The organism is Chryseobacterium takakiae (genome assembly GCF_900129385.1).
Classification (GTDB): Bacteria; Bacteroidota; Bacteroidia; order Flavobacteriales; family Weeksellaceae; genus Chryseobacterium; species Chryseobacterium takakiae.
The window spans coordinates 553,969-570,013 of the sequence record NZ_FQVO01000001.1; the positions used below are offsets into that span (position 1 = coordinate 553,969).

Consider the following 16,045-nt stretch of genomic DNA (forward strand, 5'->3'; position numbering starts at 1 on the left):
CATTATATCACCGCATATTGAATTCAAATTTAGTAAAATATATTCAGATTTAAGAAAATAAATGAAAAAATAAAACTTAAAATTTATCGAATTATAAAGTAATCTGACAGTTTTAAAATACTCCTATCATCAATAAAAATAGAATCAATTTAAAAAAGAATGTTATACATGTTTTTTTAAAGCACTGACAGTCAAAAAATTAAAAATGATATTATTTTATTCACTAATACATTCCAAAAATCAATAAAAAAATAACTCTACTTTTATCATACCCTATTTTAAAGGAGAATTTTTTTTTCCACATTAAGCGATCTTAAATAATTTATTTTAATAAAATTATAGATTATGGTTAATGTATAAAAAGTAAAATATACCATAACAGCAATAAATGATGACATGTTTTTTGCATGCTTGGCCGTAATTTTGCACTCTTATATCACAATTGATATGGAAAAACACACCAAAATAAAAACAATTTTAGTTGCTATTGATTTTACACAAAAAACTGACAGCGCAACAATTCTTGCCGTACATATGGCAAAAAGGCATAATGCACGGATCATTCTGTTTCATAATGTGATGAATTTTTATATTATTGACCGAACAGGAAGACAGGTAGTAGGTGAAGATACGGTAACTAAACAATATGCCGATGCAGAACACAGCCTCGAATTAATTAAAAATTCTCTGCAGCAAAACTATAATGATATTACGTTTTTGAAAAAAATCGGAACAGATACCATTACCAACAGCATCAACAAAATTGTTGAGGAAGAATCTGTAGACATTGTCATTACCGGAACATCCGGAAAACAGGGATTGCGGGAGCTTATCCTGGGCTCTTCTTCTTATCAGATTCTTAAAGGAGTAAGCTGCTCGGTTCTGCTGATGCCGGAAGGTTCCAAACAATTTAAATTTGAGAAAATTTTAGTCCCTGTACGTGTTCTTGAAAAACTTAAAGAAAAAATGGAAATCTCAAAACTTATTGCTGAGAAAAACAAAGGTCTTATCAGTCTTTTCGGAATATCGGGAGATGAAAATTTTACCAGTATCCGAAAAGCCTTTATCAATATACGGGAATCTCTGAAAGGAAGTGATACGGAAGACTACACTTCATTTACCGTGAGCAATGATAAAGCCGTGGAAATATCCAAAGCGTCCAAAGATGCGGAATTTGACCTTATTATTCTGAATTATCAGGATGAAGAAAGCTGGAAATCATTCTTTTCTGAGAATTTTTTCAAACAGATTATTAATAACACTTCCGTGCCATTGCTTTTTTTTAAGGACAATGACAACCCTGCCCAAGACCCGGAACCGGCAGGTTACGATATTACACTACCATTCCCGGGATAATAATAAAAGATGATAATATTTAATATATACCAACCCAAAAATTCAACAGAAACAATTGAAATTTCATCATTAACAGCATTTCTCTTCGAGCATCTCGGACAGTACGGAGATCCGGAGACAGATATCAGAAAAGCTATAGAATATGCTTTAGGCATAGAAAATAAACCAGGGGGACTCATTGTCACCGCTGCAGATCAGCAGACAGGAAAACTAAAGGGTGTCTGTGTTGTCAACAAAACCGGAATGAGCGGTTATATACCTGAAAATATCCTGGTTTACATTGCTACAGACAAAGAATCCAGAGGACTGGGAATCGGCAAAAATATTATGCAGAAAGTCATCGAAAACACAGAAGGAGATATCGCGCTACACTGTGAAAGCGAAAACCCGGCCCGCCATCTTTACGAAAAGCTTGGATTCAAAAGCAAATATCTTGAAATGCGATTAAAAAAATAATATGTCTTATATCACTTTAAATACAAAAAAGCTTGCACAGAATTATGATTTTTTAAATCATCTTTTTGACAGGCATGAAATAGAATGGGCAATTGTTGCCAAACTTCTCTGCGGAAACGAAATCTTCCTGAAGAGTCTTCTTTCCGTAACAGATACGGATATCTGTGATTCCCGTCTCAGCAATCTGAAAAAAATCAAGGAGCTATCGCCTGAGACCAAAACTGTTTATATAAAACCTCCGGCAAAACGTCTTGCAGCAAGCATTGTAAAATATGCAGATGTAAGCTTCAATTCTGAAATTGAAACCATAAAAGCACTCTCAGAAGAAGCTTTTAAACAAAATAAAATTCACCGGATTGTCATTATGATAGAAATGGGTGAACTTCGGGAAGGGATCATGGCCGATTCTCTTCCGGATTTTTATGCAGAAGTTTTAAAATTTCCCAATATTGAAGTTTCAGGGATCGGAACAAATCTCAAATGTCTTAACGGTATTCTTCCGGACCGGGAAAAGCTCAGTCGTCTCGTCAACTACAGAAGAAATACCGAGAAGCTTTTCAAAAAGAAAATTCCATACATCAGTGCGGGTTCATCCGTAACGATTCCTTTGATCAGCAAGGGAAATATTCCGGACGGAATCAATCATTTCCGGGTTGGAGAAAGTCTTTTCTTCGGTACCGATGTTTTTAATGATACTTACATTAAAGGAATGCATAAGGATGTTTTTACCCTGACGGCGGAAGTAATTGAAATGATTGAAAAACCAATGGTTCCTACCGGAAAAGTGGGAAAGAACCTTACCGGTGAAAGTCCGGAATACGATGAAAAAGACAGAGATAAAACTTCTGTAAGGGCTATTGTAGATCTTGGTGTTCTTGATATTGATGTGAAACAGGTATATCCTCTCAGCGAAGGGATTGAAGTGTTGGGAGCAAGCTCAGACATGATGATTCTGAATATCACCGATGATAAAAATAATTTAAAAGTTGGCGACGAAATCAATTTCGGAGTGAGTTATCTCGCGGTACTGCGTGCTATGAATTCAGATTATGTGGATAAGAAGGTTGTTAATTCAATAAAAATAAAGAACAGATCCGAAAAGGCAGAAGTTTAAATTTCAACCGGTTTTCGGTATTTAATTCAATAACAGGAAAAGTAATATTGTGAAACAGGACATCAAAACGCTGCAACTTTATCATCTGGAGAAAGTACATTATTTAAAAAATGAAGTACTGATTCTTCCTGTTTCTTTGTTGTTTGATAAAATCAACATCAATAAACATTGGCGAAACCGTTTCTATTCTATTTTTCTGTTTAAAGAAGCAAAGGGTTCAGCAATCATTGATGACCATTTGTATGAATTAAAAAAAGACAGTCTGCTCTTTCTTAATTACAATCAGGTATATTACTTTAATCTCTCATTGGCTCCCCAGGGCTATGCGATATTATTTACGAAATCTTTTTACAATCACGTTTATACCGGTAATAAGCTCATCAGAAACGATACCGCGATGGCAGAAATGCCACAGATGATAGACCTTGATGCATCATCTGTGGCGGAGTTCTGGCAGCAGTTTTATATAATCAGAAAAGAATATGGCAGAAACCGCATGTTTGCAAAAGAAATGATCTGCATGCAGCTTAAAACACTCATATTAAGATGTATAAGAGCTTCCAAAATAATAAAAAAGCACAGCTTGCCTGCCGATCATAAAAAAGAAATTGTAGCCCGATTTTCAGAGCTGGTGAATCAGTTTTACAAGGAAATGAAAACAACTGCTCCGTATGCTGAAAAATTAAATCTTAGTCCTAATTATTTAAACATGCTTATTAAACAGCATCTTGCTCTGAGTGCAGGACAGTTTATAAAAAACAGGGTTATTCTGGAAGCAGAAAGACTGTTACTTCATACCCATCTATCCGTTACCGAAATTTCTTATGAACTTGGATTTAGTGACAATTCACATTTCGGAAAATATTTCAAGTCTGCCACCAACAAATCTCCCAAAATCTTTCGTATAGAAAATAAAATTCAAAAATCCTGAAATTTTAACATTATAGTCATAAATCGTTATGACTACACTAACTTGTTTTACATACCACAATTATTATTTTTTATCCAATGTTTTAATACATTAGCAAAAAAATTGAGGTGTCTTATACCATAAAAACAACGAAGGAAGGATTGATTTATATTAAAGCTTCAAGCATTATCAGAGTCAGCAGACCCAACTCTATTGACGGTGCAAAAGTTTTGGGCGGTCCTTTGATAATTAATGCTGATCATATTACCCTTTTAAGCTTTGACACGGAAAGTAAGGTTACCTATTTTATGATGAACGGCTTTCAGATCTCCATGAAAATTCTATTTCAGGAAGCAGAAGAAGCACTCCAGTACGCTAAATCACATGTGGATAAAATTATAAAAGACTGATTTTTTATAATATTTTTAGTTTTCGATATTCAATACATTTATTTTTTTACTTAACATTAATTATTAAGTTTAAAACCATACGTTTTTAAGGATAAAGTAAATTTTAAATCTAAACATACCTTATATCTTTATAGGAATTCATTCTTAATGATCATATTCAGGTTTCAAAATATTGTCGGCACAGCCTTTGAATGAAAATCAGCAGATTTGTTGTATAAAAGGATAAGAATATCCGCTAAACTTAGTACAGCAATCTGAACCGCTTCATCTCAAAATCAATATGAAAAAATTTCTATCTGTATTCATTGCCGTAATATCAGCATTTATTGCCATAGTCCGCCTTTCCGGTTACCATTTTATATTTAAAGCGTTTGCCCTGAATATCAAAAAAGGCCCGATAACACCGTCAAGCGATGATGCAGAAAAATTTTCTTCCAGAAGCATTCCGAATAAAGACCCTGACCCCTGGCAAAAATCAACCTCATACAATTCTACTGTAATTCCGGAAACGATTCTCAAAGAACTGAAAAAAACAAGAGCATCATCTCTTATTGTTATCCGAAATAATAAGATCATGCATGAAGAATACTGGAAAAATCACAATTCTTCATCCTTAATGAACTCTTTTTCAATGGCGAAAGGAATCCTTTCCTTACTGGTAGGATGTGCCATTGACGACGGCTATCTTCAATCTGAACATCAGCTTCTTTCATCCATTTTCCCATCCTATAAAAACAGTAAATACGGTAAACATCTTACCTTATGTCATCTTATGACCATGCAGGCCGGCCTTGACTGGAAGGAAGAATACCACCACCCTTTTTCCGAAAATTCAAAACAATATTTTGTTGAAGATCTTGCTCAGCAGGCGTTTGAAACTGAATGTAAAGAAATGCCCGGCCAGCGTTATGAATATCAAAGTGTTGCCGCACAGCTTCTCGGTCTGGCACTAAGAAAAGCGACCCAAAAAGATCTTGCCACTTATCTTTCTGAAAAAATATGGATACCTCTCGGAATGGAATCATCCGCAAAGTGGAGCATCGATAAAAAAGGAGTTGAAAAAGCGTTCTGCTGTATTCATGCCACACCAAGGGATTTTGCTAAAATCGGTCAGCTGGTGATGCATAATGGATATTGGAAAGGAAAACAAATCATCAGCGAAGCATACTGCAAAAGAATGTTGACCCCAACAAAAATAAATGATGCATTTGGCTTTACCATTTGGGCAGATGATGAAGATTCTTTACAATACCGGTTTTTCTACGGATTCTTAGGCCAGTTTATCATAATGATTCCTGAAAAACAAATGGTGATTGTAAAAACCGGGTTCTACAACAGGCTGGAGGTGGATAAAAAGAAAAGGCCGGTTCAGGTAAAACTTTTCGCCGAAGAGCTTTCAAAAATAATGTAATTTAATTTTTCTACGCTTTTTACAGCATCTACACATACCACATTTCTCAAGGTACCCAGGTACTGGCATACGCTTTGGAGTAAGTTCATGACTGCAATCATAAACCGGATCAAAAAAATTTCATATGCCGGTTTGCGATAATGCACCACTCACTGCAAAAAGAGAAGTAAAATGGAAAAAATCGACAGTATCGCAATTGTCGGAGGCGGACCGGCAGCATTATTTGTTGTCAAACACCTGATCTCCGAAAATATATATCCCCAAACCTTATATATTTTTGAAAAAAGCACTAGAATAGGTGCAGGAATGCCTTACAGCCGGGAAGGCGCAGCCAAAGAACACGTAGCCAACGTTTCTGCCAACGAACTTCCGGAGCTTCCCGAAACGTTTTCATCATTTATTCAGAGAAAACCTTACCCGAATCATCCTGATTTCTCAGATTACCGTAATATTAATGAATACAAAGTGATTCCGCGATTGATCTTAGGAGATTATATGGAAGAGCAATTCAAAATACTTCTGAATACCGCGAGAAAAAAAGGTGTTACCGTAAAAGTATTCACCGAAACAACAGTTACGGATATCCGCAAAAAGGATCATCATTTCGAAATTCTTACCGGCGGAGATGAAATCTATGAGTGTTCGGCAACTGTAATTTGTACAGGCCATCACTGGCCTAAAAAACATGAAGGAAATACCAACGGATGGTACGATTCTCCTTATCCGCCCTCAAAATTTTCTGCTGCTACCAACTATCCGATCGCCATCCGAGGAACGTCCCTTACAGCCGTTGATGCTATTAAAACACTCGCGAGACTGAACGGGACATTCAGTGAAAAAGGTGATGAGATGATCTACACTTTGCATGAAAACAGCAGCAGTTTTTCACTTACCTTATTTTCAAAAAGAGGCTATTTGCCCGCGCTTCGTTTTCATTCGGAAGGAAGTGCTTTTTCAGAAGGCTGGATTATGTCTCAGGAAGAAATTTATGAATACAAAGAGAAAAACGGAGGTTTTGTAGATTTAAATTATGTTTTCGAACGAAATTTTAAGCAGCCGCTGCGTAAGAAAAATGAAAAATTTTATAATGAAATTAAAGACCTTACGATTGAGCAATTTGTAGAAAAAATGTTGACTTTACGGGAGGAGCTAGACAGTTTCGAGCTGTTTAAAGCCGAATATTATGAAGCACAAAAATCAATCGAAAGACATCAGACTATCGCATGGAAGGAAACACTTTCAGCATTCAGCTATGCAATTAATTATCCGGCCAAGCATTTTTCGGCAGAAGATATGATCAGGATGAAAAAAACGCTGCTTCCTCTTATCTCAGTGATTATCGCATCATTGCCACAGTCATCATACAGGGAAATTATTGCTTTGTATAACCAGGGACTCATCAGCCTTGTAAGTGTGGATGACGAGAGCCATGTAGAACCTCATCAGGAAGAAGGTGCAATATATCATTATACCGATCATCATTCAGGAGAGATAAAATCAGAACATTACAGAATGTATATTGATGCAATCGGACAGCAGCCGGTACAATTTAACGATATTCCTTTCAAGACGCTTCGTGAGGAAGGATTAATCAGCTCCGGATATCTTAAGTTTAAAGATACGAATACAGGAAAAATGCAGTTTGAAGAAGGTAATAAAAAAATCCTGAAAATCGAACCGGAGAACTATTATCTTCGTGTAGACGGATTGAATATCAACGATTATTTTCAGGCACTTGATTATTATGGTAAGGCAACACAAAATCTTTTTATTATGACCGTGCCGTACATTGCAGGACTTAATCCTGATTATTCGGGTCTTGACTTCTGCGATACCGCGGGCAAAAGAGTTGCAACTTCTATAAAATCGGGGATAATTGCTGATCAAATCGTTTCTTAATTCAGAATATTTAATGATAAATCAATGGGCTTGCGAAATCGTAAGCTCTTTTTTTATGAGTATTATTTCCGGGTTCTTCTCAGCTGGCGTATTCTGGGTGTCAGCAGTTTTTGCTGTCCCTGATAGAACTCCCGGTATTTTTTAATGCTTTTTTCCAGGTTTCTTTTTTGCTTTAAATAATCTTCATACAGTTCATTCAGCTCAATCATCATATGGTGAGCATCTTCCGGATTGATACAGGAATCGTGTTTCGAGTTCCTGATAAGATCCGAATAATATTTCATCCGTTCGAGGAGGCTGGTATGAATTTTCGGTTCTATTCCCTGCATCGTTGTTTTATTTAAAATTAAATCCTGAAAATCCCGCTGCCGGGCTGTCACTCTGAAATAGAACCTTAATTTCATTTCCATCAGCATTTGTATTACCCTGCTTAGAATAGATTTTATTAAGAGCAGATGAAAGTAAAGCTTCAGAAGGATCGCCTAACGGCATTAACGGTAAATTATTAAATTCATTGACACTAAATTGGGGATTGATACCGTTGATATACCCTCCTTCTCCACTGGCATTGAATACCTTATAAATAACAGGATGAATTTGCCACGTAATTTTTTTCGGTTTTCTTTTATCCTCAATAATAAATCCGGCCATATCTTTTCCTAAAGTTGTATCTCCCACCTGAATTACATCCATATAAGGTTTCAGATTATTGATCACAATCTCAGCAGCGGATGCTGTACTTCCCGAAGTCAGCACATACACTCTGTTTAAGCCTAAAGAGTGGGCATGCAAAGCATCAAAAGATAATGCTCCTGGATCATAAGCTATTTGCCGGGAAAAGGTTCTGCTGAGTTCGCCACCGTTTTTGTTGCCTTTATAAACAATAAACCTGGAATTTGCAGAAATTCCCGAAGGTATCATTGCACAAAGTGCTGCCGCCGAAGAAACAGATCCCCCGTAATTGTAGCGAAGATCCAAAATAAGCTCCTGGATTCCTGCCGATTTAAACTCACTGAATTTCTGACTAAGCGCGGAAGTTATTCCATCCGGAAAATCATACATATAAAGATATCCGGTTTTTTTTCCATTCTGCTCAAAGATTTTGGATAATAAAGGCTGCTCCAGAGAATATCCGTAATATACCGTTACATTTTTCTCATTAATAACAGCCCCGTTCTGCCAGTTTCCGACTGTAAGATCAATAACTGTTTTAGTGGAAATAGATTCCGCCAGTTGCTGCGCATTGGAAGCGGTGATGGTCTGGCCGTTTATTTTTTTGATCACCATTCCACGTTCCAGGCCAGAGTTGGAGGCAGGAGAATTTTTTAAAACCAGTTTAACAACCGTTACTACTTCACCTCCTGATAATTGGAGAATTGCATAATCAAACCCGAAAAGGTTCCGAACGGATTTCGGATAGGTGTTTGGATCAGTAGTATTCACAATGAAAGAAAAGCGGTCCTGGGATGATAATAAGCTTTTAAAAAAATCCTTTGTGGGAAGATGGTAATCCGGTTTTGCAGGCATTTGATCTGCCCAGTAATAATACCTGCGCATACTATCCTGAATCCAGCGGTTGGTATATTCCGTAGTTCCTTCGGGAAAATCCGGAACCTCATCGTCTGTCCGGTTACAAGAAACCATGAAAACTGACAACAGCATGATCCACAAAAACTGAATTTTAAAAAAGTCTTTCATAAATAATTACTTATAAATAATCTGCTACATCAATATCTCCTTTTACAACTACTACTCCATTTTCCATTTTTTCCTGAAGAACAATCATATTGGCGCCAATATCCTGTTTTACAGTTGCTTTTATAATAACAGCTCCTGTGTAAGGTTCCGTAGTTCCCGGTTTGTACAATTCCAGATAGACAGGAGCGGTAGCACTGAAATAATTATATATTTTTACACTGGTGAAATCTTTTTTCCCAATGTTGTCAAATTCAGCAAGCACAACGCCGTTCTCTCTTTTAAGAACACCTTTAACGTTCTGAAGGGAAGATCCGGAAAATTCGCCGAGATTGGGAAAAATAAACTCAAAGCCTACTTTCCCTAAATTTACCTGTGGTTTTACGGCGTACGTCTGCAGGAAAATTCCCGGGAGATTGAAGAAATACAGGTTTTTATAATCTTTGGCATTATTATAAGTAATAGAATAAGCTGCAATCCTGTTTCCTGTCTGATGGTTGTAAATTTCCAATTCGTCTGTTTCCCCGTTATCAAGTACAAAATTGATTTTGGTTTCGATCTTATCGGTATAAGATGTGGCACCGTTGATGGAGACCGGCTCGCCATTCAGCCTCATTTGGATAATATCCGGCTTTGAGAATCCTTTCACCGTAACTTCGGCAGGAACCTGGTCTTTATCGTAAGCTTCCAATGTGCTGTTGTCCGTGCATGAAAAAAATATGGTGAAGGCAAAAAATGCTAAAAAGTTTTTCATTGTATTATCATTGAGTCATTATCAACATTAAAAAACTGCCCAAAACCGATCTGGCATCGGGCAATTACCTAATTTTAAAATCTAATTGAAAATGTTTACTTGAGTTTTCATGGTTTCCTTTCTAAAGGAATCTGTTTATTTTTTAATAAATTTCAGTTTTTCCGTTGTTTTGCCATCAGCTACTTCCACCAGGTACGTTCCTGAAGATAAAGCTGTAACGTTAATGTTTTTAGAATATTTAGCCATCAAAACTTTTTGTCCTGACATATTGTAAACGCTTACCACCACAGAATTTTCATTCAATACCGGATTAAGCTGCAGCTGTAAAGACTCTGAAACAGGATTTTCCTTTACTTTCGTAATTGCTTTTTGCGCTGCTGATTCTTTTGTCCCAAGAACAAACGAAGATGCATAAATTCCTATCTCATCAATATTGATATTCTGAACGTTCAGTCCGGTAGTAATTCTGTTTGACCAGAAACCGATATAAATTTTCTTTCCGGCAAAGCTCGAAAGATCTACCAGGCTCTCCGCAGACTGTGTTAAATCCGTTGAAGGCCACGGATTCGCCGTATTTCCGGCGATAATGGTGTATGGGCTTGTAATGGTATTCCCGTTTCCGTCCACCGTCATCGCCTGGAAATCTGCAACGGTAGGAACCGGTTTTTGAGGGGTGCTGGTAAAAATCCAAAGATCTCTTCCTACAATAGTATGGGTTGTTCTCTGTCTGCTGATGTAGGCTGCAAGAGTGATCGTTCCTGAAGCTCCTGTTAAATTGATTTCAGGGGAAATAACCCAGTCGTTCTCCGTAGAAAAATTGGTTGCCGTACCGGAAGGCACAAGATTAATGGAATATCTTAAAACTCCCGAAGTACCATAAGTGAGTGTAGTTCCGTTATAGTAAATATTATTTCCCTGCTGCCATTGGTTGCTGTTTCCGTTTCCGTTAAAAAACGTCCATCCCTGAAGATCGTCAGACGTATCAAAAGAATTGATCCATACAGGAATCTGAGAATAAGCCATTAATGGCAAAAGCAGAATAGAAAATAAAATTGTTTTTTTCATTATGAAAATATTTATCAGATTAAAAAAAAGCAGGAAACAGCAGTCTCTCTACTATTTCCTGCATTGAAAATTATTCTACGATTGAGAAATCATATTTAGTCCAAGAAGCAAAGAAATTCCCGCAATTTCTTGATCCAAGGTCAACTGTACCTGAGTTGAAGAACGGCTGAGGCATTCCTCCGTTAAGCGTAGTTGCCGTACCTCCTGAAACAGTAAGCGCAGACCTGGTAGATCCTACTAATGAAGCGTAATTGAACGTATATCCGAAAGCCTGAACATTTGTAAAATTAAGATCAGAAAGATTCACAGGAGCACCGCTCACCGTTTCCAATAATACCCCTACAGGATACCCTGTTACCGTAGCATTATTTAAAGTTAATTTTCCGTTTCTTCTTACGTGGATTGCATTTTCATACAAAGCACCGAATGAAGAGGTACCCGCTCCTACAATCGTAAGATTGTTGATTACAGGATGGGTGAATGGTGAAGCTGAAGAACCTGTTCCGTCGTTATCAAGCTCGATACCGTTGGAATCAGGATTAGAACCGCTGAGACTGTGTGTAGAATTTTGATCTGCCAATGCTAAAGCACAGTCAATTGTTCCGCTGTATCCGAAATCGAAATCGAAATTATCATCATCAGATGCGAAAGAAATAAGGTTTGAAGCATTTACCGTACCTCCGAAGAATTCAAAAGAATCATCTCTACCGTAAGCCACCTGGATGTGATCCAAAGTAGTACCGCTTCCAACTCCTCCTAAAGTTAATCCGTTGATTTCGTTTCCTGAATTAGGAGCAAGAAGATCATATCCTGCAAATTCGATACGTGCATACTTCAGGATTCCGCTGTTGTCTGAAGCATTAGATCCTCCATACTGATAATCTACTCCGGATAACCCTTCGATTACCGTAGTAGTCGGTTTGTTGGTAGGTGCAGCGCCCAGCATGATTACTCCTCCGAAATCTCCAGGTTTAGCGGTTGTGCTTTCGTCACCATCCAATAGATTGTAGCTTGTGAAAACGATTGGCTGAGTAGAAGTTCCCTGAGCATCAAGTCTGCTTCCTCTTGAAATTACCAACACTCCGGTAGCCGTATTGGCTGCGTTTGGTTTTGCTTTGATAAACGTTCCCGGCTGAATCGTAAGTACCGCTCCGTTTTTCACGGTTACAATACCATCAAGCTCAACAACTCCACTCCATGTAGTATTTGATGTGATGGCTCCGCTTACCGTAGTAACAGGAAGTGAAGAAGCTGTTAAATATTCTGCAGAAGCAGACTGCATTTCAAACGGTGTAGTAGCATCTGCTAATGTTTCATGCTGACAAGCTGTAAGAGATAAAGCTGTAACTGCGATTAAAGTTAATTTTCTCATTGTTAAAGTTTTTGAATGATCAAGCCTTATATAGTTTTTCCAGACCTGATGTTTTTAAATATTTAGAAATACCCGCCTCTGTATTTCTGCGATTTGGTTATTTTTACCCAACATTACATGAGGAGCTGTAATGAAGAGTTCCCTATTATTCACCGCTGATATTCGGGAAGGTATCAGCTTTGTTGTGAATCAATACTGTGGCGCGCATCATCAGTATTATTTTTGATTCAAATAACCAGGATCAACCTGTACATTGCAATGAGCTCTTTACTGAATATTCATTTATTTAGAAAGTATAATTCACGCTTAGTCCGAAAGTTCTTCCGTTATAAGCTCTGAACAATATTCTGTCTACATCTTTATCATATTTATCGGTGGCTCCGGGCAGCAGCTCAAGCGCTTCTCTCTGTGTCTGATAATCCGTCCCGGATCCTTTGAATACTGAGTACGAATTGAAATTGTTGTAAAATTCTTTCACCCTGTTAAACAGGTTCCTGACATTAAATTTTACTTCTAAATTTTTATTCCTTAATAATTTATAAGAAATTTGTGCATCGGCTACCGCATAAGGCCTCTGGATCTCTTCGCCGATATAAGCGTATCCTACAGTGATGTACTGGTCACCTTTGGCATTATACAGGAAGTTTACTCCCAGACGCTCTCCGTCATATAAAAGTCCGAGATTGTAAGCGTAGGGTGTCTGTCCGTACAATGGTCTTTCCACTTCATAGGTCTCATCGGTATCTTCAGTTTTGTAACGGTCTTTAAAAGCAATTACCTTCGTAGTGTTATAGGTAAAGTTTCCGCTGATAAAAAGGTGCTGCAGAAAAAAGCTTTCTTGTATAAAACCCAAACTTTTCCTTACTTCTACTTCAAATCCTTTCAGCTTTGCATTTTTCGAATTTCCATTGTATAAAAAAAGATTTCCTTCATTGGAAATAAAACCTTCCCTTTCTATTGGCCGATCGATATTTTTGTAATACAAACCTGCTGAAATAATTTCGCCAAGATTAGGAAACCATTCAAATTTAAAATCATAATTATTGATGACTGAAGAGGTCATTTCTGTATTATAAATCAGACCATTAGCTACAGGATCAAAATAAGGCAGCCCGGTTCTTTCATTAAACTGCGGCCGGATTACCGATCTGTTATAGGCAAGCCTCACATTGATTTTGTTGGTAGGGCTGTACGTAAAGTTGGCGGAAGGCATCCATTGCCAGGGCTTTTCATCAATAGATCCTTTGGTTACGTTTCTGGGATCATCCGGATCAAGCTGCTGAGAGATGAGCGTATATTTAAAATATTCGGCTCGAATTCCCCAGACCAGTCTCAATTTGTTTTTCCAGCGATTGTCAAACATGATGTAGGGTGCATGCTGATCTACCTCTCCTTCATATGTATCATTTTTATAAAGCGGTTTGGTCTGCCACCCGATGCCTCCCTGTGTGTAGTGTGAGCCATCAAACCAGTCTGAAAGCAATCCGTACATTTTCAGGTAATTTTTTTCACTGTTGGGAACGTCTCGGTTTTCATCCACTTTCAGGAAAAATTTCTGCTGCTCATTGGTATTGCTTTTCAGGGCTCCGGCATATCCTATTTTGATATCGGTTTTAAAGCTTCCGGCATCCATTTTCCATTTTGCCGAAGCTCCGAAATTGTAATCGGTTTCTTTATTGCCGATATATCCTCTTGAAAAATTATTCCCTGAATTATAAATCTGATGATAGGTTAAAATTTCACTCCCCACAAAATCATAAAAAGTCTGGTACTGTGTATAATCCTTCGTATCCGAAATGACGCCTGTTCTTGCCGCAAACCAGTTGATTTCCAAATCTTTTATCTTATGATTTCCTTCCAGCTTATTCTGTAATAAAGTCTGGTAAACAGGATAGTCTGTATTATCTGTATAAGGTCTGTCCAAAGAATTTAACTGTGAAGGATCATTATCCGGAATAATTCCATTATAAAAATAATTGTATGAACCTTCTGCCATTGCGGGCTGTCCGGTACCGCCGGTGTACTCGTTCCATCCGGTAATTCTGGTAAGGGTCTGGTCATAAATGTGGGTATACGAATTACGGAAAGACAGCCTGTTCTTTCCCAGCTGCAATCCGAAGTTCAGCATCGCTCCAATGGTGGAATTGTAACTGTAAGATGCTCCTTTATTTTTAAAATTAAAAAATTTTACGGGTGCCACTCCCAGTTCCTGCCAGTTGTTGACAAGTCCTGCGTTATCCAGCCAGCCACCTCTTCCGGTATGGTCGATGTCCAGTTTATTCTGTTCGTTCCTTATCGTAAGCGCCCCGGCAAGTCCCCATTTGTTATCATTTTTTAATTTAAAGCTTCTTCCCAGTGCCATCTGCATATTGGAATTCAAATCTGCCGTTGTTTTATAGTTGGTGAAATTATCGTTGGCAAAGCGTTTTGACTGCTCAAAGAACAGAGGATTGTTCCAATCGGTATATTCAAGGTCAAGCGGAAAATCCCGTGTTCCGTCATCATAGCCGAAATAATCGTATTTCCCTCTTTTTCTGGTTACAAATTCTTTGAAAGTGGCAATATCATTGTAGGAAGTTCCCAATGTTACGGTAGTAAAATTTTCATTCGGAATATCTTTGGTTCTCACTTCTACAAATCCTCCTGCAAAACTTGCATTCATGTCGGGTGTTGCAGTTTTACTGATCACAACACTTTCCACCATAGAATTCGGGATAATGTCGAAGGAAAAATTCTGGTTGTATGCTTCCGTACTGGGTAGGTTAATTCCATCCATTGCAGCAGTATTCCATCGTTCGCCCATGGATCGCACCACTACATATTTGTTATCAATTGTAGTTACCCCGGTTACTCTTTTCAGGGTAGCACCCAAATCATTATCCGGTGTTTTTGAAATCTGTTCTGCCGAGATTCCATCACTCATCTGAGCAGCTTTTTTTTGCTGGGTTAATAATCCGGCTTGTGTATCTGCTTTTTTGGTTGCGGTGATCACCACTTCTTTTATATCTGAAACTTTATCCGAAACCGGCTGCATAGCAAAAGAAACGGTATTGGTTGTATTATCCTTTATCTGAAGTTTTTCTATACGTAAAGAATTGTATCTGGGAGACTTTACCATTAACGTATAGGTTCCCGAAGGAAGTTCTATCACAAAATCTCCGTTGTTATCGGTTACGGTTTTTCTGCCTGCAATACTGATTTCTGCACCTGCAACCGGATTCCCGACTTCATCCACAATTTTTCCGGAAATCCTTCCGTTTCCCGTTACGGATAATTCCGATCCTTTGTATTTAACCGAAATCAGATCTCCCCGAAGTCGGTAAACTATAGGAAGACCGTTGATCATATCATCCAGACAGCGATGAATGGGGATATTTTCACATTGTATTTTTTTTATTTTTATATCTTTAATATCTGTCTTTGAATAAGCCAGTCTCATTCCTGTTTTACCTGCAAATTCTTCCAGCACTTCGATAAGATGTCTACCGGCAGGTGCAGTAAACGACACTTTCTGTGACAATTCCTGCGCCTCCGCCGCTACCGAAAAAAACAGTGCTGCAATGGTAAAACTACATTTCAAACTTTTCATTGTTAGTGTTTACT

General features: G+C 37.8%; 13 protein-coding genes. 7 read left to right on the top strand and 6 right to left on the bottom strand.

The window, feature by feature from the left end; translation table 11 throughout:
• Positions 1-447 precede the first annotated feature (447 nt).
• The 7 genes from BUA76_RS02445 to BUA76_RS02475 all read left to right on the top strand — a co-directional run bounded on the left by BUA76_RS02445 (position 448) and on the right by BUA76_RS02475 (position 7,556).
• On the top strand, positions 448-1,356 hold the full coding sequence (locus BUA76_RS02445; protein WP_072883223.1) for a universal stress protein: 909 nt from the start codon (positions 448-450) through the stop codon (positions 1,354-1,356).
• A gap of 9 nt (positions 1,357-1,365) precedes the next feature.
• Complete coding sequence (locus tag BUA76_RS02450; protein WP_072883224.1) at positions 1,366-1,812, top strand: GNAT family N-acetyltransferase; 447 nt, start codon at positions 1,366-1,368, stop codon at positions 1,810-1,812.
• 1 nt (position 1,813) lies between these two features.
• The gene (locus BUA76_RS02455; protein WP_072883225.1) at positions 1,814-2,926 is read left to right on the top strand and encodes an alanine racemase; all 1,113 of its coding nucleotides are present in this window, start codon (positions 1,814-1,816) and stop codon (positions 2,924-2,926) included.
• Between the two features lie 49 nt (positions 2,927-2,975).
• Positions 2,976-3,857 carry a helix-turn-helix domain-containing protein gene (locus BUA76_RS02460; RefSeq protein WP_072883226.1) on the top strand — a complete coding sequence of 294 codons (882 nt, stop codon included), beginning with the start codon at positions 2,976-2,978 and terminating at the stop codon, positions 3,855-3,857.
• 107 nt (positions 3,858-3,964) lie between these two features.
• Positions 3,965-4,246: a hypothetical protein gene (locus BUA76_RS02465; protein ID WP_072883227.1), complete on the top strand. Its 282-nt coding sequence runs from the start codon at positions 3,965-3,967 to the stop codon at positions 4,244-4,246.
• A 280-nt stretch (positions 4,247-4,526) separates the two neighbouring features.
• Positions 4,527-5,657, top strand: coding sequence for a serine hydrolase domain-containing protein (locus BUA76_RS02470; protein ID WP_072883228.1), 1,131 nt, complete (start codon positions 4,527-4,529; stop codon positions 5,655-5,657).
• Between the two features lie 171 nt (positions 5,658-5,828).
• Positions 5,829-7,556 carry an FAD/NAD(P)-binding protein gene (locus tag BUA76_RS02475; RefSeq protein ID WP_072883229.1) on the top strand — a complete coding sequence of 576 codons (1,728 nt, stop codon included), beginning with the start codon at positions 5,829-5,831 and terminating at the stop codon, positions 7,554-7,556.
• 62 nt (positions 7,557-7,618) lie between these two features.
• On the opposite strand, the gene BUA76_RS02480 is transcribed toward BUA76_RS02475, so the two are convergent.
• The 6 genes from BUA76_RS02480 to BUA76_RS02505 form a co-directional block, all read right to left on the bottom strand.
• A complete protein-coding gene (locus BUA76_RS02480) occupies positions 7,619-7,885 on the bottom strand; it encodes a hypothetical protein (RefSeq protein WP_072883230.1) in 267 nt (88 codons plus the stop codon).
• Positions 7,886-7,892: 7 nt separating this feature from the next.
• Complete coding sequence (locus BUA76_RS02485; RefSeq protein WP_072883231.1) at positions 7,893-9,254, bottom strand: S41 family peptidase; 1,362 nt, start codon at positions 9,252-9,254, stop codon at positions 7,893-7,895.
• A 10-nt stretch (positions 9,255-9,264) separates the two neighbouring features.
• On the bottom strand, positions 9,265-10,005 hold the full coding sequence (locus tag BUA76_RS02490) for a hypothetical protein (RefSeq protein WP_143149844.1): 741 nt from the start codon (positions 10,003-10,005) through the stop codon (positions 9,265-9,267).
• Positions 10,006-10,140: 135 nt separating this feature from the next.
• Positions 10,141-11,070: a T9SS type A sorting domain-containing protein gene (locus BUA76_RS02495; RefSeq protein WP_072883232.1), complete on the bottom strand. Its 930-nt coding sequence runs from the start codon at positions 11,068-11,070 to the stop codon at positions 10,141-10,143.
• 70 nt (positions 11,071-11,140) lie between these two features.
• Positions 11,141-12,442, bottom strand: coding sequence for a hypothetical protein (locus BUA76_RS02500; protein WP_072883233.1), 1,302 nt, complete (start codon positions 12,440-12,442; stop codon positions 11,141-11,143).
• 286 nt (positions 12,443-12,728) lie between these two features.
• Positions 12,729-16,031, bottom strand: a complete 3,303-nt coding sequence (locus BUA76_RS02505) for a TonB-dependent receptor (protein WP_072883234.1) — start codon at positions 16,029-16,031, stop codon at positions 12,729-12,731.
• Positions 16,032-16,045 lie beyond the last annotated feature (14 nt).

Bases quoted from the DNA above. Each gene is read 5' to 3' on its own strand.
- BUA76_RS02445 (WP_072883223.1), top strand. From the start codon at position 448: ATGGAAAAACACACCAAAATAAAAACAATTTTAGTTGCTATTGATTTT.
- BUA76_RS02450 (WP_072883224.1), top strand. From the start codon at position 1,366: ATGATAATATTTAATATATACCAACCCAAAAATTCAACAGAAACAATT.
- BUA76_RS02455 (WP_072883225.1), top strand. From the start codon at position 1,814: ATGTCTTATATCACTTTAAATACAAAAAAGCTTGCACAGAATTATGAT.
- BUA76_RS02470 (WP_072883228.1), top strand. From the start codon at position 4,527: ATGAAAAAATTTCTATCTGTATTCATTGCCGTAATATCAGCATTTATT.
- BUA76_RS02475 (WP_072883229.1), top strand. From the start codon at position 5,829: ATGGAAAAAATCGACAGTATCGCAATTGTCGGAGGCGGACCGGCAGCA.
- BUA76_RS02480 (WP_072883230.1), bottom strand. From the start codon at position 7,885: ATGCAGGGAATAGAACCGAAAATTCATACCAGCCTCCTCGAACGGATG.
- BUA76_RS02485 (WP_072883231.1), bottom strand. From the start codon at position 9,254: ATGAAAGACTTTTTTAAAATTCAGTTTTTGTGGATCATGCTGTTGTCA.
- BUA76_RS02490 (WP_143149844.1), bottom strand. From the start codon at position 10,005: ATGAAAAACTTTTTAGCATTTTTTGCCTTCACCATATTTTTTTCATGC.
- BUA76_RS02495 (WP_072883232.1), bottom strand. From the start codon at position 11,070: ATGAAAAAAACAATTTTATTTTCTATTCTGCTTTTGCCATTAATGGCT.
- BUA76_RS02500 (WP_072883233.1), bottom strand. From the start codon at position 12,442: ATGAGAAAATTAACTTTAATCGCAGTTACAGCTTTATCTCTTACAGCT.
- BUA76_RS02505 (WP_072883234.1), bottom strand. From the start codon at position 16,031: ATGAAAAGTTTGAAATGTAGTTTTACCATTGCAGCACTGTTTTTTTCG.